Origin of the sequence: Streptomyces tateyamensis (genome assembly GCF_003205575.1) — a bacterium.
Taxonomy (GTDB): domain Bacteria; phylum Actinomycetota; class Actinomycetes; order Streptomycetales; family Streptomycetaceae; genus Kitasatospora; species Kitasatospora tateyamensis.
This window is the reverse complement of the sequence record NZ_PYBW01000008.1, coordinates 1-24,270: the sequence shown is the minus strand read 5'-3', so window position 1 is coordinate 24,270 and position 24,270 is coordinate 1. Positions and strand designations below refer to the sequence as shown.

Sequence of the window (24,270 nt, the reverse complement as noted above, 5' to 3'; positions counted from 1 at the left end):
GGCCGGGCGTTCCCGACCCGTTGTACTGGGTGTCGGGCCTCGGACATCGGCCGTTCGGGACTGAGCCAAACCGCCGGAAGAGCTGGCGAATCTCACCCGAGCTGCTCTGCCCGCAGCTGACGCGGCAAGATGAGCCCGTGACTGAGAACGAAGCGGATCTGCTGGCGTTGCTGCGCGAACTCGATGCGCGAAACCCAGGGGGCTCGGGCCTGGGGCCGTGGTGGTCTCGCGACGTTGTGCCGCGGCGGGTGCACCGGTGCAGAAAGTACGTGGTCGCCGGTGAGTTGGGCTTCCAGGCCGCCCGCGCTCGTCCGGAGGGTGTCGAGGTGGAGGCCCTGGGGGACGTTGTGGGTGGGTCGGTCTGATCGGCGACCGGTTCGCCCTGCGCGGGAGAACCGGGCAAGGCGGCAACTGACCGGACGTCAGGCTGCCGGCTGCTTCCTGCGGCCGGCCGGCCCCTAGCTGACGGAGTGGATGGTCAAGGCCGTACGCGACGCGGCCACCGCGGCGGGATGCGACCCGGACAGCGTGAAGATCTGCGTGGCGGCCCCGGCAGACGTGACCGAGGACGACTCGCCGCAGGCACTGGCGCACGCACAGGAGCGGTGCCGCTCGGTTCGGCGGTATGGTCGGCAACCACGTCGCGCAGGTCGCGAAGCTGCAGCAGCTACGCGACCTGGGCGTGAGCCAGTTGGTGGTCTACGCCCTGCACGACGCCGTGGAGTCGGCCATCGACGCCCACGGCACCAGTGTCATCACCGCAACGAGCTGACCCCGCTTCACTCGTTCGTCCGGCGGCCCAGTGCCGTGCCCGCCGGCCTCTGCCCCGTCCCCGCGCGAGACCCCGCGAACCGAGGTGGCCGTCCATGTCCCCAGCAACTCACCTGCCCACGGCGGCGCAGACCGCCCACCCCGACGGAAGAGTCGAACTCGCCGCCGGAGTCGCTCTCACCGACCCGCGCTTCACCAATGAGGACCTCGTACCGGTCCCGGTCGCGCGCAGACGCTGGACCACGTACAACTTCCTGGCGCTGTGGGTCGGCATGGCCCACAACATCCCCTCCTGGACCCTGGCCTCGGGGCTGGTGGCGCTCGGCATGGACTGGAAGCAGGCGGTGCTGACCATCGCCCTGGCCAACGTCATCGTGCTGGTCCCGATGCTGCTGAACGGACATGCCGGTACCAAGTACGGCATCCCCTTCCCGGTTCTCGCCCGCGCCTCGTTCGGCCTGCGCGGCGCCAACCTCCCCGCGCTGATCCGCGCCGCCGTCGCCTGCGCGTGGTTCGGGATCCAGAGCTGGATCGGCGGCGAGGGCATCTTCCTGCTCGCCGGCAAGCTCCTGGGCCACGGCTGGCAGACCGCCTCGGCGATCGGCGGCTTCCCCTGGACGCAGTGGCTCTCCTTCCTGCTCTTCTGCGCGCTGGAGATCGCCATCATCGTCCGTGGCATGGAGACGCTGCGCCGGTTCGAGAACTGGGCCGCGCCCTTCGTCATCGCCGGCGCGCTGGCCCTGCTCGCCTGGATCGCGGTCAAGGCCGGAGGCTTCGGCCCGCTGCTCGACCAGCCCTCCAAACTGGGCTGGGGCAGCGACTTCTGGAAGGTCTTCTTCCCGTCGCTGATGGGCATGATCGGCTTCTGGTCGACGCTGTCGCTCAACATCCCCGACTTCACCCGCTTCGGCGGCAGCCAGCAGGCCCAGATCCGCGGCCAGGCGCTCGGCCTGCCCACCACGATGACCCTCTTCGCCCTGCTCTCGGTCCTGGTCACCTCCGGTTCCCAAGCCGTCTACGGCACGCCGATCTGGGACCCGATCGCGCTCGCCGCCAAGATGGACAGCGTGGCGGGCACCCTCTTCGCGCTGCTGGTGGTGCTGGTCGCGACCCTGTCGGTGAACATCGCCGCCAACGTGGTCAGCCCCGCGTACGACCTCTCCAACCTGCTGCCGAGGATCATCAGCTTCCGGACCGGCGCGCTGATCGCCTGCGCGGTCGGCATCGTGATCTTCCCTTGGAAGCTCGTCGCCGACCCGCACATCTACATCTTCACCTGGCTCGGCGTGGTCGGCGGCCTGCTCGGCACAGTCGCCGGCATCCTCGTCGCCGACTACTGGATCATCCGCCGCACTCACCTGGAGCTCGACCAGCTCTACACCCCCGACGGCCGCTACTGGTACGCCGCGGGCTGGAACTGGAGGGCGGTGGCGGCCTTCGTGGTCGGCGGACTGCTCGCCGTCGGCGGCTCCTACGGCGGCCCCTTCCCGAGCGGCGGCGTGATCGGCTTCCTCCAGCCGCTCGCCGACTACGGCTGGGCGGTGGGCCTGGCCTCCTCGCTGGTGCTCTACGTCGCCCTCACCCGGCTGGCCCCGCCCGTGGAGAGGGCCGCACCGACCGCGTACGAGCCGGCCACGACCGAAAGCTGATGCCTGCCACCGCTACGGGCCGCCTGGTTCCTCCTCACCAGGCGGCCTCCGGGCCAATGCCCGCCGCGCCTCGCCTCGCCTGATGTGGTGCCCTCGTCGACCGGGTGCTCAGCGCGTCGGACGGTAGGTCGCGATGATCACACCGCTGCTGGTCGGCTGAGCACTGACCAGCTCCAGCTTCTTCAGGGTGGCGTCGTCGGCGAACAGCTTCCTGCGGCCCCCGCCGGCCACCACCGGGTGGATCAGCAGCACCAGTTCGTCCAGCAGGTCCTGCTCCAGGAGCGAACGCACCAGCGTGGGGCTGCCCGCGACGGTGATGTCCTTCCCCTCCCCCGCCCTGAGCTGCTCGATCGCGGCGGCCAGATCGCCGTTGACGAGCGTGCTGTTCGCCCAGTCGTCCACGCTGTCCAGCGTGGACGAGACGACGTACTTGGGCGAGTCGTTGATCCACTTGGCGAAGCCGGCGTCCTCACCGTCCGTCACCGTGGGCCAGTACCCGGCCCACTCGGTGAAGGTCACCCGGCCCAGCAGGATCGTGTCGGCCGTCTCCAGCGTCCTGCCCAGCGCTGCGCCCATCTCCTCGTCGAAAGCGAACTGCCACTCGTTCGGCGCCTGGGCGACACCGTCGAGCGACACGAACAGACCCGAAACGACCTTGCGCATGATTCCTCCGTGCTGAGTTCGGGGCCGCCTGCCCGGCCCTGGCCGGACAGGCTCCGGCCGGGGCGGCCGACCCCGTCGGTTGTGTCAGGAAGACTACGCAGGCACCGGGGAGGAGGGCTTGTACAGAAGCGACAGCGGCTCCCCGAGCTTCCTCTCCCGGGTGCTCGAACGACAGTCCGCGCGTTCCACCCGGCCTCGGTCGCGGGTTTCCACGCTCAGCCCTCGTCGCCGCCCGGGGTGCGGACCAGGAGGAACGCCGTGCGCCGACGCAGGGTGAAGCCGATGGACTCGTAGAGGCGGATGGCGTTGGTGTTCGACGCGGCCGCGTGAAGGAACGGGGTGTCCCCGCGTTCCCGGATCCCTGCCGCCACGGCGCGGACCAGGCGGGTGGCCAGCCCGCGGCCGCGGTGTTGCGGGTCGGTACAGACGGCGCTGATCTCCGTCCAGCCGGGCGGGCGCAGGCGTTCGCCGGCCATGGCGATGAGCCTTCCGCCCTCGCGCAGGCCCAGGTAGGTGCCGAGTTCGACGGTACGGGGCAGGAACGGGCCCGGCCGGGTGCGGGCGACCAGGTCGAGGACTTCGGGTACGTCGTCGGGACCGAGTCGGACGGCATCCGGCGCGGGTTCGGCCCGCAACGCGGTGTCGACCAGTTGCACGCCCTGCCCGGACTCCACGAGCTGCCACCCGGCCGGCGGTGCGGTCGCGCCGGTGACCGGGGTGACCGTGCCCGGTCCGACCAGGGTGGCGAGGTCGTCCCAGGCTCGGGGGTCGGCCGGGCCGACGAGCGCTGCCCAGGCGGGGTTGTCGAGGACGTGCGGTGTCGTCGGGCTCTGCGGCTGCGGTGGGTGAAGGCTGGTGGACACGGTGCCGTGGGTCTCCAATCCTGCTGGCCGGCCGTCAGGAGTTGCTGAGCGGCAGGCCCGGCGGGTTGACCTGCGAGGCGCTCACCGCCTCGTTGGACAGGTTCCAGGCGGCCAGCCACTTCGCGTACTGCCCGTTCTCGATCAGGTAGTTGATCGCGTCCGCGACCGGCTTGGCCAGCCCGCTGTCCTTCTTCGCGGTCGCGGCGATCAGCCCCTGAAGGGTCGCGCCCGCCCCGGAGAAGGTGCCCGCGTTGCGCACCGGGTTGCTGGTCCTGGCATCCTGGGTGACCTGGTAGGCGATACCGGGGTTGGGGCCGAAGTAGGCGTCGATCTTCCCGCCGCTCAGCGCCAGGTAGGTGCTGTTGGTGTCCGGGAAGTACTTGATGGTGAGCTGCTTGCCCGCCGCCTGGAGCTCGGCCTGCCACCCGAGGAGGATCTTCTCCTGGTTGGTGCCGGCGCCGACCGCGACGGTCTTGTCGGCCAGGGCCGTGTAGTCGCCGTTGAAGTTCCACGGGCTGCTCTTGAGGACTTCGAAGGCCAGGTTGTCCTGGCGGTAGGAGGCGAACTCGTACTTCTTCTTGCGCTCCTCGGTGTCGGTGATGTTCGAGAAGCCGACATCGGTCTTGCCGCTGTCGATGCCCACGAACAGGTTCTCCCAGGTCGCGTTGTTCACGACCGGCTTGAGTCCGAGGACCGCCGCCACCAGGCGGCCGAGGTCGGGCTCGGATCCGGTGAGGGTCCGCTGGTCGCTGCCGACGTAGGCAAGCGGCGCGAAACCGGCCGGCAGTGCTCCGACGCCGATCACCAACTGGCCGGACTTGACCACCGAGGCGGGCAGTTCGGCGCGGATGGATGCGACCTCGGAGACCGTGATGCCGGTCTGCGTCGCGGCGCCGTTGGACAGCGCGCCCACCGTGACGGTGCCGCCTGGGGCGTCGCCGGAGGCGGCGGTGGTCGAGGTGCTGCTGCTTCCGCAGGCGGCGAGGCCGACGGTGAGGGTGGCGAAGGCAGTGCCGGCGGACAGGCTGCGGACGAGTCTGCTGCGGAGCTTGGACATGTTCGTTCCTTGGTCTGTGGGTGCCCGGTCTGTGGGTGTGCCCGAACGGGCGGTGGATCAGGTGGCGCCGGCGGGTTTCGCCGACGTCGCAGGGATCAGAGGACCCTGCTCAGGAACTCCCTGGTGCGCGGATGCCGCGGGTCGTCCAACACCTGGTCGGGCGGGCCCTGCTCGACGATCCGGCCGCCGTCGATGAAGACGATGCGGTCGGCGACCTCGCGGGCGAAGCCGATCTCGTGGGTGACGATGACGAGGGTGCTGCCACTGGTCGCCAGGTCCCTGATGACAGCCAGCACCTCGCCGACAAGTTCCGGGTCCAGCGCGGAGGTTGGTTCGTCGAAGAGGATGACGCCCGGCCGCAGCGCGAGGGCACGGGCGATGGCCACCCGCTGCTGCTGCCCGCCGGACAGCTGCCGGGGATAGGCGCCGGTCCGGTCGGCCAGCCCCACCCGTGCGAGCAGGGTGTGCGCAAGCTCCTGCGCCTGCGGCTTGCGCAGCAGCCCGGTCGCCACCGGGGCGGCAGCCACGTTGTCCAGGACGGTCAGGTGCGGGAAGAGGTTGAAGTTCTGGAAGACGAAGCCGATCCGGCTGCGCTGGGCGAGGATCACCCGCTCGCTCAGTTCCTTCAGGCGTTCCCCGTGCCGGCGCACGCCGATCAGTTCGCCGTTGAGACTGACATGGCCGATCTCGGGCTTCTCCAGGTGGTTGATCACCCGGAGCAGGGTGGACTTGCCGGAGCCGGACGGCCCGATGACGGCCGTGACCTCACCGGCCGCCACCGTCAGGTCGATCCCGTCGAGGACGCGGTGGGCGCCGTACCACTTGTGCACGTCGCGCACCTCGACCGCGGCGGGCCGCCCGTTCGGAGTCTGGGTGCTCATATCGCCGTCTCCCTCCGGACACGCGCCCGCAGGGCGAACAGGCCGACACGCAACCGCTGCAACGGGGTGGGCGGGAGAGTGCGCAGCGCGCCGCGCGAGTAGTGGCGCTCCAGGTAGAACTGGATGACCGAGATCACGCTGGTGAGGATCACGTACCAGACGGTGGCGACCAGCAGCAGCGGGACGATGTCGCCCGGATAGGTGCTGCCCATGCTCTGGACGGAGCCGAAGAGGTCGAGCAGCGAGACGTAGAAGACCAGGGAGGTGCTCTTCACCAGGCCGATGAGCTGGTTGACATAGGAGGGGATGACGGCCCGCAGCGCCTGCGGGAAGACGATCCGGGCGAACTGGTAGCGCCTGGGCAGTCCGAGGGCGGCCGCCGCTTCGTGCTGGCCCTGGTCGACGGAGAGGATGCCGGCCCGCACCACCTCGGCGGCGTAGGCGGCCTCGTTGAGGCTGAGCCCGACGACCGCCACCACGAGGTCCGTGGCCAGCTTCGACTCGTCGAAGTGCAGGAAGGCGGCCCCGAAGGGCACGCCGAGGCTCAACGTGCGGTAGAGCGCACTGAAGTTGTAGAGGAAGAGCAGGACCACGATCAGTGGCACCGAGCGGAACAGCCAGATGTAGAGCCAGCTGATCGCCCTGAGCACCGGGCTGCGGGAGAGCCTTGCGAGCGCGAGCAGGACGCCGCCCAGCAGCCCCAGCACGGCGCTGTAGGCCGTCACCTCCAGGGTGATGAACAGGCCGTCGGTGATCACTGGACGCACGAACCAGTACTGGAAGCGGGCCCACTGGTAGAACGGGTTGGTCACCAGCCCGTGCGCGATCTGGGCGCCCAGCACCACCACGATCGCGCTGGTGATCCAGCGGCCAGGGTGCCGCAGCGGGAGGACTCGCTGCGCCGAGACCGGGCGGGCGGCCCGCTCGGGGTCGACCGCCCCTTCGACGGCGTCGGCCGGCGCGGGGGTGGGAGGTCGGGGTAGCTCCGTCGCAGGCGGATACGTCGTGCCCGGTGGCACGGCGGGGAGCAGGGACTCACTCATTCAGGGACTCCAGCGAATGCCTTTGCCGCGCCCGCGCCGGGAATTGGCCGCACAGCGGGGCGAGGACCACCCGGGGCGTGCCGGAGCATGCCCCGTCACGGGCGGTGTGGACGAGGGGAGCAGGCCGAAAGGACGTGCGTCAGGGAAGACGGCCGTCGGGAAAGGCGTGCGTCAGGGAAGAGCGCCGTCGGGAAAGGCGTGCGTCAGGGAAGACGGCCGTCGGGAACGGCGTGCGTCAGGGAAGGCGTCAGGCGGGAAGTGTCAGGCCTGACAGCGGGCACTGCTGCAGACGGGACACAGTGCGCTGCTGACCCGAAGAAGGTCGATGTGGCGGCTCAGGAACGCCGCGACGCGGCCGTGGCGGCGCCATGCGGTCATCCCCGGACCTGCGTACATCGCCGTCACCGTCGCCATTCCGCCCCTAGCGGGGGCCTCGCGCTTACCGATCGTCGTTCGGTCCGGTCGTCACCTGGGGCACCCCAGCCGCGTGGGAGGGTTGCCGTGCCGCAGGCCATGGCTTTTCGCTGACACTCATGACCGTTCTGGTGGGCAAAAGTTAGGCGCACTCCGCGAGGAGTGTCAACGTCTGCCCAGGGGCTGGGATCAGGTGGGCCGGCGCGGTCGCCCAGCGCCGCGGCACGGCGTCCATTTCCTGCGGAACCATCAACTTGCCTTAGTAGCAATGATATTCGACCAGAGTTCGGCCCGCGGAAATACCGGCGGCGCCGTCCGTGCTGATCCTTGCAGGATTGTGCCGGACACGGATGGCGGGTTACGGTTCACCCAGGTCATGAGTGTCAGCGTCAAGCCCTGGCTCGCTGCACGGCAACCCTCCCACGCGGCGGGGTGCTCCAGGTGACGACCCGGCGGAGCCGAAAGCGGCGCCGCAAGCGCGAGTTCGAGCCGGTGCGGCCGATCGGGACGGAGGTGACGACAGTGCGGAACACCCTCGAGCGGCCTGCGGCCCTCACGCTGAAGGTCGTCACGGTGAAGGCGCGGTGTCGGGTCGCCACCACGTACTCGCGGCGCCACATCGATCTGCAGCGCGTCGCCACCGCGCTGTGTCCGGCGAACGCGAACGCCCCCGTGCGGCTCGCCCGCGCACCGCGCAACGCCGCCTAGCCGGCTCTCGCCGGACCCGGACCCCGAACCCGAACACCGAACCGCCCCGGTCCCGTTACCGCAGGGGCCGCCGTTCGGCGTGCCGCGTCGCCCCGGCCGAGACACCCATCCGAAGGAAGCGGTACACCCGTGTCTGACGCCCGTTCACCCCTTCACCTGGCCGTCGCCCTGGACGGCGCCGGCTGGCATCCCGCGGCCTGGCGCGAGCCCGACGCCCGGCCCGACGAACTGTTCACCGCGCGGTACTGGACCGATCTGGCCACCGAGGCCGAGCGGGGCCTGCTGGACCTGGTGACCATCGAGGACTCGCTGGGCCTGCAGTCCTCCCGTCCCTTCGAGCCGGACGAACAGACCGACCAGGTGCGCGGCCGGCTGGACGCGGTCCTCGTCGCCGCCCGGATCGCGCCGCTGACCCGGCACATCGGACTGGTCCCGGTCGCGGTGGTCACCCACACCGAGCCGTTCCACCTCTCCAAAGCGATCGCCACCCTCGACCACGTGAGCACCGGACGCGCCGGGGTCCAGGTCAGGGTCTGCGGCCGCGCCGACGAGGCCGCGCACTTCGGCCGCCGTTCGCTGCCGCCACTGCGACTCGAGGACCTCGACTCACCGGCGGGACGGGACCTGCTCCGCGACCTCTTCGCCGAGGCCGGCGACTACGTCGAGGTCCTGCGCCGGCTGTGGGACAGCTGGGAGGACGACGCCGAGATCCGCGACGTCGCCAGCGGCCGCTTCGTCGATCGCGCCAAGCTTCACTACATCGACTTCGAGGGCGCCAGGTTCAGCGTTCGGGGGCCGTCGATCACCCCGCGTCCGCCGCAGGGCCAGCCCGTGGTCGCCGCGTTGGCGCACCGGGACGAACCCTTCCGGCTGGTCGGCAGCTCGGCCGACCTCGGCTTCGTCACCCCGCACGACGGCGGGCAGGCCCGGGCGATCGTCTCCGAGATCCGCGACGCCCAGGCCGCCGCAGGCCGAACCGATGCGACGGTGCACGTCTTCGGCGACCTGGTGGTCTTCCTCGACGACGCTCCCGGCGCCGCTGCCGGCCGCAAGGCCCGCCTCGACGAGCGCGCCGGCTTCGAGTACACCGGCGACGCACTCGTCTTCACCGGGACGTCGGTGGAACTCGCCGACCTCCTGCAGGAGTGGCAACTGGCCGGACTCACGGGATTCCGACTGCGGCCGGGCGCCCTCCCGTACGACCTGGAACAGATCACCCGCCGCCTGGTACCCGAGTTGCAGCGCCGCGGCGCCTTCCGCACCGCGTACCAGGCGCGCTCCCTGCGCGGACTGCTCGGCCTGCCGCGCCCCGCCAACCGCTACGCCTCGATCTGACGGAAGGACCGCACGAGCCATGAGCAAGCCTGTCAAGCAGATCCATCTCGCCGCGCACTTCCCCGGCGTGAACAACACCACCGTGTGGAGTGACCCGGCCGCCGGCAGCCAGATCGACTTCAGCTCCTTCGTCCACCTCGCCCGCACGGCCGAGCGGGCGAAGTTCGACTTCCTCTTCCTCGCCGAAGGGCTGCGCCTGCGCGGACACGGTCGTACCGCTGCTCCAGGAGCGGGGCGTGTTCCGCACCGAGTACGAGGGCGAGACGCTGCGCGACCACCTCGGACTCGGCGAAGCGCGCCGGGCCCGGACCCACGCGGCGGAGGCATCGTGAAGCTCCTGGCCATCACCTTGATCGTGCATGCCCCGGATCCGGTGACCGGTGTACCCCTGCACGCCGAGGCCGGCGGCCTCACCGACGCCCAGCACCGGGACAGCCTGGAGCTGTTCCAGTCCGACATCGCCCCCACGCTGCGCCGCGAGATCCCCGACCCGCCATGGGCCTGGGGCCCGGTGGTGGCGACGGCCACGACCGCCACCCGCTGACAAGGATCTCGCCATGGCCAACACGCCGCTCACGGTTCTCGACCTGGTTCCGATCTCCTCCGGCTCCACCGCGCCCCAGGCTCTGCGCAACAGTGTCGACCTGGCCCGGCAGGCCGAACAACTGGGCTACACCCGCTACTGGTTCGCCGAGCACCACCTCAACCCCGGGGTGGCGGGCACCTCCCCGGCCGTCGTCCTCGCCCTCACTGCGGCCGCGACCTCGACGATCCGCCTCGGGGCCGGCGCGGTCCAGCTCGGGCACCGCACCGCCCTGTCCACGGTCGAGGAGTTCGGGCTGCTCGACGCCCTGCACCCCGGCCGGTTCGACCTCGGCCTGGGCCGCTCCGGGGGGCGGTCCGCGCCGAGCAGCCGACAGGCAGCCCTGGTGGGCGCGACGCCCGTCACCGACGGCCGCACCCCGAACGGCCTGCGGATCCCGGCGCGGTTCTCCTTCGAGCACCTGCTGCGCTCCCCGCAGTTCGCCCTGCACAAGAAGCTGCTCCAGCAGCCGGGCGCCGAATCCCAGCCCTACGACGAGCAGATAGCCGACATCCTGGCCCTACTGGCGGGCACCTACGTCTCCGCCGACGGGGTCGAGGCGCACGTCGTGCCCGGGGAAGGCGCCGATATCCAGGTCTGGATCCTGGGCAGCAGCGCCGGGATCAGTGCCGAGGTCGCCGGCGCGAACGGCCTGCGCTTCGCCGCGAACTACCACGTCAGCCCGGCCACGGTGCTGGAAGCCGCCGAGAGCTACCGCGCGGCCTTCACCCCCTCCACCGAGCTGGACCGGCCCCATGTCAGCGTCTCCGCGGACGTCGTCGTCGCCGGGGACGAGTCCGCCGCACGAGAACTGGCCACCGGCTACGGCCTGTGGGTGCGCAGCATCCGCAGCGGCGAGGGCGCGATCCAGTTCCCCACGCCAGACGAGGCACGTGCCCACGTCTGGACCGAGGAGGACCGGACGCTGGTCGCGGACCGCACCGAGACCCAGTTCGTCGGCTCACCACGGCAGGTCGCCGACCAGTTGGAGACGCTCCGGGACGCGACCGGCGCGGACGAACTGATCATCACCACCATCACCCACCAGCACCGGGACCGGGTACGCTCCTACGCGCTGCTGGCTGAGGAATGGGCCCGGCGATGACCACGACCCGTCCGCAGCGCCGCAGTGGCCACCGCCCGGGGCCGGACCATGTCCTGACGCCGGCCCAGTCCCCCGGTCCGTCCCTGCGGCCGGAGGACCTTCGGCGGGTGTTCGGCACGTTCCCGACGGGAGTCACCGCCCTCGCCGCCCTCGCCGACGGCACGCCGGTCGGACTCGCCGCCAGCTCGTTCACCTCCGTCTCCCTGGACCCGGCGCTGGTCTCGGTCTGCGTGGCGCACACGTCCACCACCTGGCCCCTGCTGCGCGACCGCGCCCGGATCGGCGTCAGCGTGCTCGGCGCCCACCAGGAGAGCGCCTGCCGCCAGCTCGCCGCGCGCAGCGGCGACCGCTTCGCGGGCCTCGACTGGAGGGCCACCCCCGAGGGCGCCGTCCTGCTCACGGGCGCGAGCGCCTGGTTCGACTGCAGCATCGACCGCCTCGTCCGGGCGGGCGACCACGACATCGTCCTGCTCCGGATCCACGAGCTGGGCGCCGACCATACGGTGGCACCGCTGGTCTTCCACGCCGGCCGGTTCCACCGCCTCGCCCCCGAGGACCCGGCATAACCGTCCAGTACCACGCCGCCGGCGCGCCCACGGCCACCGGAACCTTCGAGCGGACGGTCACCATGCCGGCCACGGAACGCCCCGGCGAAGAACACGGGCGGTGCGGCTCTGACAGCCCGGAGCGGAGTTGGGAGGTGCAACGGTACTGGGCCAGAATGAGGCCCATGAACGAGAACACCCCCGACGCGCCCACCTCCGCCATCGAGAGGCGCGACCAGCTCCTTCAGGCGATGCGACAGGACGGCGGCGCCTGGGACTGGGTGCGCGCCCGCGCGAGCTATGTGGTCGAGCCCGACCCGCGCACCGTGCGGCGGGACCTGGAGCAGCTGCGCAAGTCGGGTGCGATCTACCGCGACCGGGAGACAGGCAAGTACCAGGCCGGGTGACAGGCGCGGCCCGAAAAACCCCTGGACCGGGCGACCCGTCTCGTCCATGATCCCGACGTGACCACCTACCTCGAGTCCGAGCGCCTGACCCTGCGCCCCTTCACCGCCGCCGACGCGGACCTGCTGATCGAGTTGGACAGCGACCCGGCGGTGATGCGCTACCTGACCGGGGGCGCTGCGACCCCGCCGGAGGAGGTCCGCGACCGCGCCATCCCCAGCATCCTCGCCGGCTACGAGCGCTGGGATCACGACCTCGGCCTGTTCGCCGCGTACGAGAAGGACGGCGGCGCGTTCGTCGGCTGGTTCTGCCTGCGTCCGCTGCGCGGCGGCCCGCGTGAGGAGGCCGAACTCGGCTACCGCCTGCGCCAGGCCGCCTGGGGCCGGGGCTACGCCACCGAGGTCTCGCAGGCACTGCTGGCGAAGGGGTTCGGTGATCTCGGCATCCGCATGGTCTGGGCCGAGACGATGACCGTGAACCGCCCCTCGCGCAACGTCATGGAGAAGCTCGGGATGACGCTCGTGGAGAGCCTCCCCACGCCGGACGACATGATGGCGGTCGAGGGTTCCGAGCACGGGGGTGTGCGGTACGAGATCACGAAGGAACAGTGGGAGCTGCGGCAGGCGTAGGCGGCGCGAGGCGCGGCGCCCGTGGATGTGAAGTCCTCAGTCCGCGCGGCAGGTTCGCCGGGTCGGCGCGGACGGGCCCTGCGCGATGGTAAACGCCCGATCGCTCTGTCGCCGCCTGCTGACATGATCGTCCGAACAGCGCGGACGAGAGGGCAGGCATGGACCTGGCGATAGAACATGCGGCGCGGCAGATCGCGGCGGAGGTCGTCGCGCAGGCACCGGAGGGCTGGACGCAGTGCGTGCTGCGGGGGCACGCGAGCCGGTCCAGCCGCAGTCTGACCGGGCGCGGGTACGTGGTTCCTCTCATCGGGCCGCCGGCGACCGTAATCCCGCCCCCGGCCTCGGGCGCGGCCTCCAACGCCTCCTCGGCCACCCCGAAGTCGATCGTCAAGTCCTCGAAGCCTCTGACCAGCAGGAATGAGGTGTGTCGAGGTCCTCGTTCCTGCCACTGTCGGAGGAGATCGCCGAGGCTGCGCCGCCTCGCCGAGATTTTCTGACGGACTGTAAGGGCCGCCGCCGAGCCGCTGACATCCGCGCAGTACCGGGCCCGGTGGCCGCCCGTGAAGCTGGCCTCATGCACCTCGACCTCGCCACTGCTCAGCGGCTCTGCGCCGCCGCCATCGGGGCCGCGGCCGAGCGCGGCCTGCGGGTCAGCGCCGCGGTGGTGGACGCCGGCGGCAACCTGCTCGCCTTCGCCAGGATGGACGGGGCCGAGATCGCCGGCACCGTACTGGCCCCCGACAAGGCCTACACCGCCGTCGCCAACCGCGCCGCGACCCACGAACTCGCCATCGCCGCTGCCCCCGGCGGCCCGCTGTGCGGCCTGCACGCCGCCGCCCAGGGACGGTTCGTGATCTTCGGAGGCGGGCTCCCGCTGCGCGGCCCGGACGGGACGGTGATCGGGGGGCTCGGGGTCAGCGGGGCGGCCGACCCGGCGGATGATGTCGCGTGCGCCGAGGCGGCGGTCCGCTCATCCAGCTGTTCCTGACTCCGCTGTGGGCCCTGCTTCTCGGCACGAGCCTCCTCGTCCTGTCTGCATGTGCCCCGGCAGACGCTCCCTGCTGGCGGCAGTCGTCGTGGGCTCAGATGGTGAGGCGGGTGAGGCCGAGGGCGGGCAGGTAGGCGACGACGCCACGGTAGGTGACGGCGCCACGGTAGGCGACGGTGTCGCGGACGGATGAGGGAGGGCGGGGCTCGACGGTACCGGCGACGCCGGGAGCGGGCTACCCCCGGGCGCCTTCACCGAGGGGCCGGGGAGGTTGCCCACCGCCTCGACGGCTCCGCCCAGGGCGAGCAGCAGCGCGGCCAGCACCGCGAGGAGGACGGAGGCGCGCAGCGCTCGGGGCGCGGTGGAACGCGAGTCGGCATCCATGCTCAGTCCACGTATTCCTGGGCGACCTGGACGTACTCGAAGCCCTTGACGTCGGTGGCAATCTGCATCTGACCGGTCTTGGACGAGGCGATCAGGCTGTTGAGCAGGCCGGAGATCGCTCCGCTCAGCGCCGACTCGGTGTCCGAACCGTCGGCGATGAACAACGCCTTGGTGGCCACCCGTTCCAGCACGGTGCGCTGGGCGTCGCCGAAGCCGTAGGCGATCACGTGCGGGTGGCGCGGCCAACTCCGGTCGACCAGCGCGCGGAAGGAGTTCTGCCACAGCGCGTCGGTCGGACCGCCGTCGGTCAGGAAGAAGATCGTCGGCCGCAGCACGCTGTAGTGCTGCGCCCGCAGGGTGCTGACGTCCTGTTCGATGCACTGCCGCAACCGCTCGAAGGTCTTGCCGTACTCCGTGCGTCCGCCGCAGATCACCTCGGGCATGGTCGGCACCTGCTCCATGTCCGACATCGGGATCACCACGTGCACGTCGGTGGAGAAGGCGACCACGCTGACCCGGGCGAACTCCGAGACGCGCGGATTGGTCGCCAGGTTGTAGTGCAGACGCGAGAGGGTCGCGTTGAGCACTGCCTCGTGCGGCTTCATCGACGAGGACGCGTCGATCACCACGTAGGTGGGCAGGCAGAGTGACATGGGGCACCTCTGAGCTAGTGGTTGGCGGCGACGATGATGACGAGCAAGATCGCGGCTAGGACGATCACGAAGATCCACGCGGCGTGCGAGGCAGCCGCAGGCTTCTGCGTGGCCCCGGTCGTCCCGGTGTCGGCGGGCTGCGGGCTCACCGGCACTTCGGACGGCACGGACCGCACGGGCAGTACGGGCGGAGCGGCCAGCACGGGAGGCAGCTCGGGCAGCGGGCTGCGCGTCGGTCGCGGCGCGGCCCTGAGGTAGGGGCCGTTGTTCAGCGCCTGGTTCAACTGGGCTGCTGCGGGCCGTCGTTCCCGATCGGTCGCGAGCAGCATGTCCAGCAGCACCTCGCAGACGGCCGGCTGGGCCTGCCGCAGGGACTCGGCGACGGTGTGGAAGGCGCGCGCATCGCGGTGGCCGGTCAGGCACTTGGCGACGAGCAGGCCGAGCCGGTAGCGGTCGGTGTACTGGTCCGCGTCGGTGCCCGGCGGCGTGAGCGGGTCGGCCCAGTTCGGCTGGTGGAGGTCGGGCATCTTCTTCGGCTGACAGCCGTCGACGTCGATCAGGTAGACGGAACGCCGCTCCGGGCTCCAGAAGGCGTTGGAGAACGACCAGTCCGAGTAGACCAGCTCCAGGGCTTCCAGGATCGCCGCCAGCTGTGTCAGTCGGCGACAGGCGGCCAGCCGGCCCTCGAGGCCGGGGCCCGGCAGTCCGACGCCCCGGATCGACTCGTCGGACTTCGCCAGCCAGTCGATCTCGACGAACCGGCGCTCGCTGAACTTGCCGCGCCGCAGCTCGGCACGGTACTGCTCGGGCGCCATCGGGATCACGCATCCGACGGCCGGGTTGTCGGGCCCGTGGATCCGGGCCGCTGGCCAGCAGGTCTCGGCGTACAGGGCGGCCCGGTCCGCCTGCGGCAGCTTGTCCGGAGCCGAGATCAACAGGTCGATCCGGCGGGCGTCCTCCGGGTGCAGGTCCGACCGGTAGAGCTTGGCCAGCCAGCCCGGATGGTCCGTCAGCGGCCTTACGGCGACGGCCTGGCCGTTGTGTTCGGAGATCGGCTCGGCCAGCGGTCCGAGATCGCCGAGAGCCACGGCCCGCGGCAGCGCCCAGCCGCGCGGATCCTCCGCGGGGCCGCCGTTGCCGCTGGCGCCGCTGCCGCTGGCGCTGATGCCGTTGGCGCTGGTGCTGTTGCCGCCGTCTCGGTCTGCGCCACCGACGGTGCGGACGGAGTCGGTCATGCCCCGCCGCCGTTCCACACCACGACGGCGGTGCGGTCGTCGAGGCACTGCGGCGCGTCGAAGCCGACGTCAGCGGTGAACCGGGTGGCCGGCACCGGCGAGTGCCAGGCGTTCGCGAAGTACTCGTTGACGTTTCCCGCCCGGTCCGCCCACGCGTCGCCGATACCGTCCGTAACCAGGGCGAGGGCGGCACCGGGCACCAGGGTGACGTACCCGTCCGCGGCCAGCTCCGGCGTGTCCGGCAGTCGCCCGGCGACCTCGTTCGAGACCACCGCGGCCGCGCGGTCCTTGGCCTCGCCGGCGGAGAACTGCCACAGCGCGGCGCGCGGGTCGAGCGTCCAGGCCGAACTGTCGCCGAGCCACCCGACCCATGCCTGCGCCACGCCGTTCGCGTCCGGCTCGGCGATCACCGCGGTGATCAGCACGGTGGCCACCTGCGAGGTGCTGACGCGGCGTCCGGCCGCATGCGCGGCGACTGAGTTCGCGATCTGCCCGTACAACCCCTTGACGTCGATCCGGTCGAAGCCCACGGCCTCGATCTGCTCGCGCAGCAGCGTGACGGCCTGGCTGGAGGCGGTGGTGGCCCCGGCATCCGACCAGACGGCGCTTGACAGTCCGTCGGCCACGGCCACGATCGCGTACCGGCTGTCCCGGCTGCGCCCGATGCGGTAGGAGTCCTGTCGCGGCTCGGCCGGCTGGCTGCACCGGTGGCCCGGCCCGACGACGGAGGCGGCACGGATGGTGAGGGCACCGACGGTGGCTTCGTCGGCGGCGATCCCGTTCTGTACCGTGCGCTCCGGCAGCAGCCAGGGGTAACCCTGCGCGCGGGCGCCGTCGCCGAAGCGCGGAACGCTCAGGTCGGTCGGCCGCTCGCGCAGGAACGGCCGGGGCCGCGCAGGCTGGGCCGCCGGCCCGGCCGGTGCTGCGACGTAGCGGCAGACCGGAACCGTCAACTCGGTCCGGGGCTCGCGGTCGTGCTCGCGCTCGCGCCACTCCCGCTGCCGCTCCGGCTGTCGGGCGAGCGTCGCGGCGGCCTCGGACCCCAGCGCGGCCGCCGCGCCGGCCAGCCCTACTGCCGCGAGGGCCAGCCCATCCACCAGCCAGCCGTGGTGCCGGTGCACCGTGCTGACCTCGATGAAGGCCCCGATCACGACGGCTGCGAGCAATGCCGCCCGCGCCCAGCCGCTCATCAGGCCGTCCGGCCGGCTGTCGCCCCAGCTCACGGCCGTTCCTCGCGATCGCGGGACCGCGGTCCGAAGGCGAAGTGCTGGCTGCCGTTCTGCACGGCGAACACCTCGCCCGAACCGCTGACGGAGTTGACCTGGACGGCGGTGTCCGACTGCTGCCCGCTCCGCAGGGCGGCCAGGGCCATGACGTCCTGGGCGAGAGCCGGGTTCCGGTCGAGCAGTTGGAACAGGGCCTGGGTCCAGAACTGCACCTCCGCCGCGTCGACCGCTCCCCTCGTGGCGGTCGACCGTCGCTCCAGCTCGGCGGAGAGTTCCTTGCGGCGGGTGTGGGAGCGCGCGATGACGCCGCTCATCAGCCGCTTCGCCTCCTGCCAGAGATCGGTTCCCATCGCGGACACCAGAGCGGTGGCACCGCTCGCGGCCAGCTCGGCGAGTTCCTCGTTCATCGGCGCGTCAACTCCGTTCGATGTAGCGGATGTGCTGCTCGCCGCGGCCGACGGCGAAGACCGTGCCGTTCCCCGTGGCCCGGACGAGTTGCTCCGCGGTCCGTGCCGGGGCCGGCGCAGGCCGCTCACCGGTGCCGGAAGCAGGACCTGATTCGCCGTCAGGGCTGGTGCCGCCGGGCGGACCGACGGGGCTGCCCGGGTACCAGAGCCAGGCCCGTGCGGCGTACTCCTTGACCCGGACCTCGGCTGCCGTGAAGGCGCCGGTGTCGAGCCCCTCGTAGCCGTGCCCCACGGTCTCCTCGTAGACGTGCTGCGAGAGGATCGCGGCCACCGGGGTGCCGTCCGGACCGGCCAGGGCCGCCTGCCGCAGCGGGTCCGAGTCGAGCAGCCGGGCGAGCGCCTCGAATGGGGTGCCCGAGACGCTGCCGTCCGGATCGATCCGGACCTCCCCCGCGTGCACCGCGACCCGCACCCGCATCCGGGTCTGCGGGCCGGCGCGCCCGTTGTGCTCGCGGATCCGCGCGCCCAGCTCCGGCAGCAGCGGGACCAGCAGCCCGGCCTTGGGCAGCCCGGTCGGCGCGACGAGCCGGCAGCCGTCACCGGTGTCGGTGTACTCGAACTCCCGCGCGTCCAGCCCCGCGGCACCGAGGGCGGCAGACAGCGCGTACCGCAGCGCGCTGCGGATCTCCTGCAGCCGCTGCTGACCGCGGCCCGCGGAACCCGCGATGTCGCACGCCAACAGGGCTCGGTACTCGTAGCTCGGGTTCACATTCGCTCCGCGATCACGACGGGGTCCGACAAACCGGGCACCGGTTCGCCGCCTGCACCAAAGTTCCGGTGCCAATCAGATGATTGACGCGATCGTAGGGGAGGGGTCCTCGGGTAGAACGGCTACTAATAGGGCTTGTCCGGCTGCGGCCGGACGAGGAGGGAGGGGTGCCCGATGAGCAACACACGGATGCACAGGGCCGAGCCGTACTGGCCGCCGGCCGGGCTGCTCGGCCGGGTCGGCGAGGCCGACCGCCAGGTCCTGCTGGGACTCGGCCACCGCGTGGTCTACCCGGCCGGTCAGATCACCATCCGCGAGGCGGACACCTCGGACTTCGCGCTGCTCCTGATCGGCGGCGCGGTGAAGGTCACCGCACACGCGCAGGACGGCCGCGAGGCGCTGCTGGCCGTGCGGATGGCCGGGGACCTGGTCGGGGAGCTCGCCGGGATCGACAGCCAGCCGCGCATCGGCACCGTGACTGCCTGCGGCCGGGTGCTGGCCCGGTACATCCTGCGCTCCGAACTGCTGCACTGCACCAAGCAGCACCCGGCCATCGGACTCGCGCTCAGCGCGAGCGTGGTGGCCAAACTACGCACCGCGACCGGCCGGATCGTCGACTTCGCCGGGTGCGACGTGCTCGGGCGGCTGGCCAGGATCCTGCACCACCTGGCCGTCACCTACGGGCGCCCCGGCAGCAACGAGGTCCATCTGCCGCTGTCGCAGCCGGAGATGGCCACGCTGGTCGGCGCGGCGGAGTCCTCGATCCACAAGGCCCTGCGGGCGCTGCGCGAGTCGGGCGCCGTCGTCACGGGCTACCGCAGGATCACCATCCTCGACCTGGACCACCTCGCCGGTATCGCCGGTTCGGGCGGGTCGGCGGTGATCCCGCCAAACAGCTAAAAGCGCCGGGTTCACCCGACGGGTCGGCGCGAGCATGGCCAACTGCCAGGACCCGAGCGTGGGAGAGGGTGGAGTCAGCTGATGCCCGAGAGCTTCGGTGCGCCGGAGAGTTCCGAGCGGATCCGGGTCGGCGACGTGTCCGGAACGATGATCGTCGGCAGCCACAACACCGTGAACAACCTGAACATCACGGCCCAGTACGGTTCGAAGGTCACCCTGCACGCGGGACCGCTGCCGAAGCCGGTCAAGCGTGACCTGATCTCCCACCTGCCGCGATCCGGCGCCGAGCCGCTGATCGGCCGGGACCACGATCTCCAGTTGCTGCAACAGGTTCTCCAGACCCGTCAGTTGGTCCAGCTCTGGGGAGACCCCGGGGTCGGCAAGAGCGCGCTGCTGCGCCACCTCGCCCACACGGCGCCGGGCGGGCCCGAGGGCGCGGCCTACATCGAAGCAGGCGGCCGGACGGCCGACGACCTCGCGCAGGCGATCTTCGACATCAGTTTCGACGCCCCGAACTACAAGCCGTCGCTGGAGGTGCTGAAGGAGCACCTGAAAACCCTGCGGCTTCGGATCTACCTGGACGACGCCGGACTCGACGAGAAGGACCTGCACCGGCTCTTCGACATGGCCGAGCACTCCTCGTTCGTCTTCACCTCGCAGAAGCACTGCGCGGTCAACGGCGTGCACGCGGTCCGACTCGACGGCCTGACCGCTCCCGCAGGGGCGAAGCTGGTACAGGCCGTGCTGGCCCGGGGACTGCTGGCCGACGAAACGCGGACCGTCCAGGCGCTGTGCGACGCCGTCCAGGGCAACCCGCTGCGGCTGCGGCGCATCGCCCTGTCGGCCTCGACCGGCAAGGGCCTGCCGAGCATCGCCGATCTGCCTGAACTGCTCCCCGCGCTGCTCAACCGGCTCCAGCCGGCCGAGCGCGACCTGCTGCACCTGCTCGGCTCGCTGTCCGGCGCGGAGTTGGCTGCCCGTCAGCTCGATGCCCTGCTCGGCCGACCGGACTGCGACACCATCGCCGGCGGCCTGGTGCGCCACGGCCTGCTGGTCGCCTCGGAAACCGGCTACGGGTGTCCGCCGGACGTGGCCGAGTGCGTGCTGAAGAGCCGGGGGACGCAGTACCCCGCCAAGCTGCTCTGCCAGGCGCTCACGGCCTGGGTCGAGGCGCGCGAGACGACTCCGGACGAGGTCGCGGCCCTCTTCCAGGCCTTGGACGTCGCGGTGGTGCGCGCGGAGCGGAGCGGGCAGCCCGAGCTCGGCGTGGCCTTGGCCCGGGCCGCCTCGCCCAAGCTGGCGCTGTCCCGGCAGTTCGACGCCTGGGGCAGCCTGCTCGGAGCCGGCTGGGCCGCCGCCAGGAGCGCGGGCGACAGTGCGGGCGAGGCATTCTTCCTGGGCGAGGCGCGCACGCGCCGCCGCGCGATCGGGCGGGCTGCGCTGACGACGGCGCTGGTACTGGAGGCCGACGTGCTCTGGCACGAACTCGCCGCCCTGCACGCGCATTCGGCGGCAGCCCACCAGGCCGCCACCGCGGCAGCGAGCCACGCGGCGGCAACCCATGCGGCCGCAACAGCCGCAGCGAGCCATGCGACGGCGACCCACGCGGCCGCAACCGCGATCACGCCGCCGGTCCACACCTTCGTCGCGCCGCACAGCGTCGCCACCCTGCCGCCCGTCCCGCATCTGCCCGCCGTGCCCGTTGCCCCGCACGCACCCGTGCTGAAGCCGGTGATCAACCTCTCCCAGGCCGGCCCACATCCCACCGCCGCCGCGCACCTGAGCGGCGCTCATGCCGCTGCCTCCGCACCGACACCGCCCCGGATCGACCTCTCGCAGGCGCACACGACCGCCGGTCACCCGGCCCACGCGGTGGGAGCGCACACGACCGCCGGTCACCCGGCCCACGCGGTGGGAGCGCACACCGCCGCCGGGCACTCGGCGCACACTGCGGGCATGCACGCGGGCGCGGCGGGCACGGGGCACACGGCGCACCTGTCGGCGCACGCCGCAGGCACCGCCGCGACGGGCACGGGCCACACAGCGCTCACCACCGCAGGTGCGGCAGGCGCCAAGGGCGGAATCTCGGCACTGGCCATCAGCTGTACGTTCGGCGTCGTCGTCGTGGTGGGCGTGGGCGCCGCGGTCTACGCGAACGACCAGCCGAAGGCCGTCGATCCCGTGTGCGCGACCGTCGCGTCGAGCCTGGCGACATCAGGCGAGCAGATGAGCGCCGACCACGCCTCCGTGACCACCGCGCTCGACTCCTACAACGCTGCCATGGCCGCCTACAACTCGGGTCAGACGTCCACTCCCCCGGACAAGAGCGCGCTGAATTCCGGCGTCGATTCCGTCATCACCGACCTGAACTCCTTCGAGTCCGCGTTGCGGGAGGGCATCTCACAGGCCCAGGACGCCTCGGTGAAATCGGACTTGAACCGCATGCTGGTCCCCACGCAGCAGTTGGAGAGCCTCTATCAGTCGTACAAGAATAATTCTGAAAGTGCCGGGTTCACCGCCCCGAGCCAGGGATCGGCGCTGGTCTCGGCCATGAACAGCCTGCAGACCGACTGCGGAGGCTGATCTCCGCATGCCCGATCTCCGCGTGACCGATCTCCGCGTGACCGACCAAGAGAGGCCGACCATGCCTGCCGACCCCACCCCCGACACCATCCACACCGGGGACGTCTCCGGCACCTTCATCGTGGGCGACAACAACAGCGTGACCACCACGACGCACCGCCCCGAGCAGCCCCAGCCCCGCCAGCAGAACTCGGCACAGGACCAGGCAGCCGTCTTCGCGGTGGAACACGGCACCATGCACGTCACCTACAACACCGCCGAGGCCGCCCCTGACGCAGAGCGCTGAGAAACGCCGGGTGCCCCGACCGAACCATCGGCCGGGGCACCCGCCTTGATATCCGCTCAGTCCGTGCCGGCGACCAGCAGCTCCAGGTCCTGGGCGTTCAGGGTCGCCGTCTTGAGCAGTTCCCTGATCAGGTTGACACTGAGCATCGAGCCGACCGGCTCGCCGATCTCATCGCGCGTCAGTCCGCGCACGCCCCGGCGACACAGCCGCTCACGCACGTCCTCAACCGCGTTGGCGACCGACTTGTGGGTCCAGGACTTGGTCGCGTAGGGCGAGGAATTGACCAGCCGGGCGGTGTCCTCCCACGCCAGCGGCATCGGGAAGGCGTCCTGGCCCTCCAGGTAGCGCCGGGCCAGCGCGGTGAGCACCAGGCGCTCCTGCGCGGAGAGTTCGTAGACCGTCTCGGGGCCCACGGTCTCCGCGCCGCTCGTGGCACGGGGATGCCGGTCGTCCCCGTCCACGACGCGGACCTCCACCAGGTGGGAACGCCGCTTGGACGAGTTGATCACCAGCGGGGTGTACCCGCGCTCGACGATCCGCCGGTGACCGGTGAGCATCAGCTTGCCGTCGGGCAGTTCGATCGGCAGGTTGCCGGTGTTGACCAGCCACCAGTTGTCGTCCGTGCCCGTGCAGGTGAAGACGCCGTGCCGACGGCTGACGGTCGGGTCGTCGACGCCGACCGGAACGTGCACGTCCTCGCGGTCGCGCCCGAACAGCAGCGTGTACCGGCGCGGCGGCACCGCGTACCCGCCCTCCGGTCCGAGGACGAAGATCGTCCCCGGCGGCGCCGAGGGCACCCGGTCGGATGGACTGCCCGGCGGCAGCATCTGGGGTGGGAACGCTCCGTACGCCATCTCATCTACCTCCGCCTCGGCTCGCGCCAGCCTACGAGCGCAGGGCGGGGACCGGTCCCCGCAGGACATTCGGCGCCAGTTTCAAGCGCCGCCAACTCGTTTGCGTGACATGCACTTGCCCGATAGCCTGCCCGCCGTGAGCGCGATCAGCCGGGAAACTGTTGATGATCGATAGCACGGTCGCCGAACCACTCGGTCCGGACGATCCGCAGGAGATCGGCAGCTTCACCATCATCGGCCTGCTGGGCACCGGCGGCATGGGCGAGGTCTACCTGGGGACTTCGGACCGGGGCTACGCCGCCGTCAAGCGCGTCCGGAAGCGGCTGGTCTCCAGCGAGCGCTTCGAGCGGGAGGTCGGCATCCTCTACCGGGTGCCGTTCGGAGTCGCACCGCGGATGCTGGCCAGCGACAGCACCGCCGAACGCCCCTGGTTCGCCACCGAGTACGTCCCCGGCCTCACGGTGGACGAGGCGGTCCGGCTGCGCGGCCCGCTGCCCGCCGAGGCGCTGTGGCTGCTGCTGGCCGAGACCGCCGCCCGCCTGCTGGCCGTGCACACAGCCGGGATCGCACACCGTGACATCAAGCCCGGCAACGTCATGCTGGTGCGCGACGGTGTGCAGCTGATCGACTTCGGCATAGCGCGCGCGGCGGACCAGGCGAGGCTCACCAAGAGCGGCGGCAGTTACGGCACGCAGGGCTTCTCGGCGCCGGAGCAGCAGGCCGGGGCCGAGAACGTGCACACACCCGCGGACGTCTACTCGCTCGGGGCGCTCCTGCTCTACGCCGCGTCGGGTCGCACCCCCGGCGTCGTCCCTGACGTGGAACCGTTGCGCGCCGTGGACAACGATCTCGCCTCCCTCGTCGAGCCCTGCCTCGCCGGCGACTGCGATGCCCGCCCCACCGCAGACCGGATCGTCGCGGCAGCCCGTGCGCACCTGCCCGTTCCGCTTCCGCCCTGGCCCGCTGACGTCATGTCACGCATCGCGTCCCGCCATGCGTTCGCCCTCACGCCGGTCAGCAAGCTGGAGACCGTCCCGCCGCCGGACCTGCGGGCGGATCCGAACCCCGAAGCCGTTCCCGTCCCGCCCGCCCCACGCCGCCGCAGGCGCAAGCAACTGCTCCTGTTGACAACTGCTGCGGTGATCGCCGTCGGCGCCTTCGCGGCCTTCGTCCTCAGCCCGTCCCCGCCCCGCCAGAACAGCACCGTTCAGTCCGTGAGCAGCGCGCCGGCCACCGTCGAACCCACGGCCGGGCCGACGCAGAGCTCCTCCGCGAGCCCTTCGGCCTCCCCCACCACCACCAAGCCAACTCCCCCGACCCTGTTGCCCATTCGT

Annotated in this window: 26 protein-coding genes, 1 pseudogene and 2 riboswitches; of the genes and pseudogenes, 16 read left to right on the top strand and 11 right to left on the bottom strand. The window is 71.4% G+C overall.

The features are described 5' to 3' along the window. The first annotated feature begins 137 nt into the window (after positions 1–137). From C7C46_RS01870 to C7C46_RS01860, 3 genes are all read left to right on the top strand, one after another. Positions 138–365 carry a hypothetical protein gene (locus C7C46_RS01870; protein ID WP_110664897.1) on the top strand — a complete coding sequence of 76 codons (228 nt, stop codon included), beginning with the start codon at positions 138–140 and terminating at the stop codon, positions 363–365. 260 nt (positions 366–625) lie between these two features. Next, the gene (locus tag C7C46_RS37660) at positions 626–772 is read left to right on the top strand and encodes a hypothetical protein (protein WP_181442141.1); all 147 of its coding nucleotides are present in this window, start codon (positions 626–628) and stop codon (positions 770–772) included. A gap of 94 nt (positions 773–866) precedes the next feature. After that, positions 867–2,420 carry an NCS1 family nucleobase:cation symporter-1 gene (locus C7C46_RS01860; RefSeq protein ID WP_110664895.1) on the top strand — a complete coding sequence of 518 codons (1,554 nt, stop codon included), beginning with the start codon at positions 867–869 and terminating at the stop codon, positions 2,418–2,420. A gap of 108 nt (positions 2,421–2,528) precedes the next feature. Here the strand turns inward: C7C46_RS01860 and C7C46_RS01855 are convergent, their stop codons facing one another. From C7C46_RS01855 to C7C46_RS01835, 5 genes are all read right to left on the bottom strand, one after another. Beyond that, complete coding sequence (locus tag C7C46_RS01855; RefSeq protein ID WP_110664893.1) at positions 2,529–3,083, bottom strand: dihydrofolate reductase family protein; 555 nt, start codon at positions 3,081–3,083, stop codon at positions 2,529–2,531. 215 nt (positions 3,084–3,298) lie between these two features. Continuing rightward, positions 3,299–3,946 (bottom strand): GNAT family N-acetyltransferase, encoded by a 648-nt coding sequence (locus C7C46_RS01850; protein WP_110664928.1) that lies wholly within the window; start codon positions 3,944–3,946, stop codon positions 3,299–3,301. 34 nt (positions 3,947–3,980) lie between these two features. Further along, positions 3,981–5,003, bottom strand: a complete 1,023-nt coding sequence (locus C7C46_RS01845) for a transporter substrate-binding domain-containing protein (protein WP_110664891.1) — start codon at positions 5,001–5,003, stop codon at positions 3,981–3,983. 95 nt (positions 5,004–5,098) lie between these two features. Continuing rightward, positions 5,099–5,884, bottom strand: a complete 786-nt coding sequence (locus C7C46_RS01840; protein ID WP_110664889.1) for an amino acid ABC transporter ATP-binding protein — start codon at positions 5,882–5,884, stop codon at positions 5,099–5,101. Beyond that, complete coding sequence (locus C7C46_RS01835) at positions 5,881–6,927, bottom strand: amino acid ABC transporter permease (protein ID WP_110664887.1); 1,047 nt, start codon at positions 6,925–6,927, stop codon at positions 5,881–5,883. The genes C7C46_RS01840 and C7C46_RS01835 overlap by 4 nt, the downstream gene beginning before the upstream one ends. A 430-nt stretch (positions 6,928–7,357) precedes the next feature. Then, a riboswitch (SAM riboswitch) is annotated at positions 7,358–7,466 on the bottom strand. A gap of 247 nt (positions 7,467–7,713) precedes the next feature. Further along, positions 7,714–7,826: riboswitch (SAM riboswitch) on the top strand. 37 nt (positions 7,827–7,863) lie between these two features. Here C7C46_RS01835 and C7C46_RS01830 point away from each other — a divergent pair. The 9 genes and pseudogenes from C7C46_RS01830 to C7C46_RS01795 all read left to right on the top strand — a co-directional run bounded on the left by C7C46_RS01830 (position 7,864) and on the right by C7C46_RS01795 (position 13,639). Next, positions 7,864–8,049, top strand: a complete 186-nt coding sequence (locus C7C46_RS01830; RefSeq protein ID WP_110664885.1) for a putative leader peptide — start codon at positions 7,864–7,866, stop codon at positions 8,047–8,049. A 129-nt stretch (positions 8,050–8,178) separates the two neighbouring features. Continuing rightward, a complete protein-coding gene (locus tag C7C46_RS01825) occupies positions 8,179–9,384 on the top strand; it encodes an LLM class flavin-dependent oxidoreductase (RefSeq protein WP_110664883.1) in 1,206 nt (401 codons plus the stop codon). 19 nt (positions 9,385–9,403) lie between these two features. Beyond that, positions 9,404–9,595, top strand: a pseudogene (locus tag C7C46_RS01820) (F420-dependent methylene-tetrahydromethanopterin reductase); the annotation flags it as partial. A gap of 117 nt (positions 9,596–9,712) precedes the next feature. Further along, positions 9,713–9,928, top strand: a complete 216-nt coding sequence (locus C7C46_RS34680; RefSeq protein ID WP_181442143.1) for a hypothetical protein — start codon at positions 9,713–9,715, stop codon at positions 9,926–9,928. Between the two features lie 13 nt (positions 9,929–9,941). After that, positions 9,942–11,072: an LLM class flavin-dependent oxidoreductase gene (locus tag C7C46_RS01815; RefSeq protein WP_110664880.1), complete on the top strand. Its 1,131-nt coding sequence runs from the start codon at positions 9,942–9,944 to the stop codon at positions 11,070–11,072. After that, positions 11,069–11,638: a flavin reductase family protein gene (locus tag C7C46_RS01810; RefSeq protein WP_110664878.1), complete on the top strand. Its 570-nt coding sequence runs from the start codon at positions 11,069–11,071 to the stop codon at positions 11,636–11,638. Before C7C46_RS01815 ends, C7C46_RS01810 begins: the two co-directional genes overlap by 4 nt. A gap of 164 nt (positions 11,639–11,802) precedes the next feature. Then, the gene (locus C7C46_RS01805) at positions 11,803–12,024 is read left to right on the top strand and encodes a hypothetical protein (protein WP_110664876.1); all 222 of its coding nucleotides are present in this window, start codon (positions 11,803–11,805) and stop codon (positions 12,022–12,024) included. A 57-nt stretch (positions 12,025–12,081) separates the two neighbouring features. Beyond that, positions 12,082–12,651: a GNAT family N-acetyltransferase gene (locus C7C46_RS01800; protein WP_110664874.1), complete on the top strand. Its 570-nt coding sequence runs from the start codon at positions 12,082–12,084 to the stop codon at positions 12,649–12,651. 574 nt (positions 12,652–13,225) lie between these two features. Continuing rightward, positions 13,226–13,639: a GlcG/HbpS family heme-binding protein gene (locus C7C46_RS01795; RefSeq protein WP_110664872.1), complete on the top strand. Its 414-nt coding sequence runs from the start codon at positions 13,226–13,228 to the stop codon at positions 13,637–13,639. 386 nt (positions 13,640–14,025) lie between these two features. On the opposite strand, the gene C7C46_RS01790 is transcribed toward C7C46_RS01795, so the two are convergent. Genes C7C46_RS01790 through C7C46_RS01765 form a run of 5 tightly spaced genes read right to left on the bottom strand, consistent with a single transcriptional unit; the run spans position 14,026 to position 18,313 of the window. Further along, positions 14,026–14,676: a vWA domain-containing protein gene (locus tag C7C46_RS01790; RefSeq protein ID WP_110664870.1), complete on the bottom strand. Its 651-nt coding sequence runs from the start codon at positions 14,674–14,676 to the stop codon at positions 14,026–14,028. A gap of 14 nt (positions 14,677–14,690) precedes the next feature. After that, positions 14,691–15,911 carry a hypothetical protein gene (locus C7C46_RS01785; RefSeq protein ID WP_181442140.1) on the bottom strand — a complete coding sequence of 407 codons (1,221 nt, stop codon included), beginning with the start codon at positions 15,909–15,911 and terminating at the stop codon, positions 14,691–14,693. Then, a complete protein-coding gene (locus C7C46_RS01775; protein ID WP_110664865.1) occupies positions 15,908–17,134 on the bottom strand; it encodes a protein phosphatase 2C domain-containing protein in 1,227 nt (408 codons plus the stop codon). The genes C7C46_RS01785 and C7C46_RS01775 overlap by 4 nt, the downstream gene beginning before the upstream one ends. Continuing rightward, positions 17,131–17,544, bottom strand: a complete 414-nt coding sequence (locus C7C46_RS01770) for a hypothetical protein (protein WP_110664863.1) — start codon at positions 17,542–17,544, stop codon at positions 17,131–17,133. The genes C7C46_RS01775 and C7C46_RS01770 overlap by 4 nt, the downstream gene beginning before the upstream one ends. Positions 17,545–17,551: 7 nt before the next feature. Beyond that, entirely contained in the window at positions 17,552–18,313 is a 762-nt protein-coding gene (locus tag C7C46_RS01765; RefSeq protein WP_110664861.1) for a hypothetical protein, read from the bottom strand. A gap of 174 nt (positions 18,314–18,487) precedes the next feature. Between C7C46_RS01765 and C7C46_RS01760 the strand changes: the two genes are divergently transcribed. From C7C46_RS01760 to C7C46_RS01750, 3 genes are all read left to right on the top strand, one after another. Further along, on the top strand, positions 18,488–19,213 hold the full coding sequence (locus C7C46_RS01760) for a Crp/Fnr family transcriptional regulator (RefSeq protein WP_110664859.1): 726 nt from the start codon (positions 18,488–18,490) through the stop codon (positions 19,211–19,213). An 81-nt stretch (positions 19,214–19,294) separates the two neighbouring features. Next, entirely contained in the window at positions 19,295–21,796 is a 2,502-nt protein-coding gene (locus C7C46_RS01755; protein WP_110664857.1) for an ATP-binding protein, read from the top strand. A gap of 61 nt (positions 21,797–21,857) precedes the next feature. After that, positions 21,858–22,082 (top strand): hypothetical protein, encoded by a 225-nt coding sequence (locus C7C46_RS01750; RefSeq protein WP_110664855.1) that lies wholly within the window; start codon positions 21,858–21,860, stop codon positions 22,080–22,082. Between the two features lie 56 nt (positions 22,083–22,138). On the opposite strand, the gene C7C46_RS01745 is transcribed toward C7C46_RS01750, so the two are convergent. After that, complete coding sequence (locus C7C46_RS01745) at positions 22,139–22,936, bottom strand: FHA domain-containing protein (RefSeq protein WP_245984023.1); 798 nt, start codon at positions 22,934–22,936, stop codon at positions 22,139–22,141. Positions 22,937–23,100: 164 nt separating this feature from the next. On the opposite strand from C7C46_RS01745, the gene C7C46_RS01740 reads away from it, so the two are divergent. After that, a partial coding sequence (locus C7C46_RS01740) for a serine/threonine-protein kinase (RefSeq protein ID WP_110664851.1) occupies positions 23,101–24,270 on the top strand: 1,170 nt, incomplete at its 3' end.

What these genes read in the sequence shown, in the direction of transcription:
- C7C46_RS37660 (WP_181442141.1), top strand. Translation starts at nt 626, where the DNA reads ATGGTCGGCAACCACGTCGCGCAGGTCGCGAAGCTGCAGCAGCTACGC.
- C7C46_RS01860 (WP_110664895.1), top strand. Translation starts at nt 867, where the DNA reads ATGTCCCCAGCAACTCACCTGCCCACGGCGGCGCAGACCGCCCACCCC.
- C7C46_RS01855 (WP_110664893.1), bottom strand. Translation starts at nt 3,083, where the DNA reads ATGCGCAAGGTCGTTTCGGGTCTGTTCGTGTCGCTCGACGGTGTCGCC.
- C7C46_RS01845 (WP_110664891.1), bottom strand. Translation starts at nt 5,003, where the DNA reads ATGTCCAAGCTCCGCAGCAGACTCGTCCGCAGCCTGTCCGCCGGCACT.
- C7C46_RS01840 (WP_110664889.1), bottom strand. Translation starts at nt 5,884, where the DNA reads ATGAGCACCCAGACTCCGAACGGGCGGCCCGCCGCGGTCGAGGTGCGC.
- C7C46_RS01835 (WP_110664887.1), bottom strand. Translation starts at nt 6,927, where the DNA reads ATGAGTGAGTCCCTGCTCCCCGCCGTGCCACCGGGCACGACGTATCCG.
- C7C46_RS01815 (WP_110664880.1), top strand. Translation starts at nt 9,942, where the DNA reads ATGGCCAACACGCCGCTCACGGTTCTCGACCTGGTTCCGATCTCCTCC.
- C7C46_RS01810 (WP_110664878.1), top strand. Translation starts at nt 11,069, where the DNA reads ATGACCACGACCCGTCCGCAGCGCCGCAGTGGCCACCGCCCGGGGCCG.
- C7C46_RS01805 (WP_110664876.1), top strand. Translation starts at nt 11,803, where the DNA reads ATGAACGAGAACACCCCCGACGCGCCCACCTCCGCCATCGAGAGGCGC.
- C7C46_RS01795 (WP_110664872.1), top strand. Translation starts at nt 13,226, where the DNA reads ATGCACCTCGACCTCGCCACTGCTCAGCGGCTCTGCGCCGCCGCCATC.
- C7C46_RS01790 (WP_110664870.1), bottom strand. Translation starts at nt 14,676, where the DNA reads ATGTCACTCTGCCTGCCCACCTACGTGGTGATCGACGCGTCCTCGTCG.
- C7C46_RS01785 (WP_181442140.1), bottom strand. Translation starts at nt 15,911, where the DNA reads ATGACCGACTCCGTCCGCACCGTCGGTGGCGCAGACCGAGACGGCGGC.
- C7C46_RS01770 (WP_110664863.1), bottom strand. Translation starts at nt 17,544, where the DNA reads ATGAACGAGGAACTCGCCGAGCTGGCCGCGAGCGGTGCCACCGCTCTG.
- C7C46_RS01760 (WP_110664859.1), top strand. Translation starts at nt 18,488, where the DNA reads ATGAGCAACACACGGATGCACAGGGCCGAGCCGTACTGGCCGCCGGCC.
- C7C46_RS01755 (WP_110664857.1), top strand. Translation starts at nt 19,295, where the DNA reads ATGCCCGAGAGCTTCGGTGCGCCGGAGAGTTCCGAGCGGATCCGGGTC.
- C7C46_RS01750 (WP_110664855.1), top strand. Translation starts at nt 21,858, where the DNA reads ATGCCTGCCGACCCCACCCCCGACACCATCCACACCGGGGACGTCTCC.
- C7C46_RS01745 (WP_245984023.1), bottom strand. Translation starts at nt 22,936, where the DNA reads ATGGCGTACGGAGCGTTCCCACCCCAGATGCTGCCGCCGGGCAGTCCA.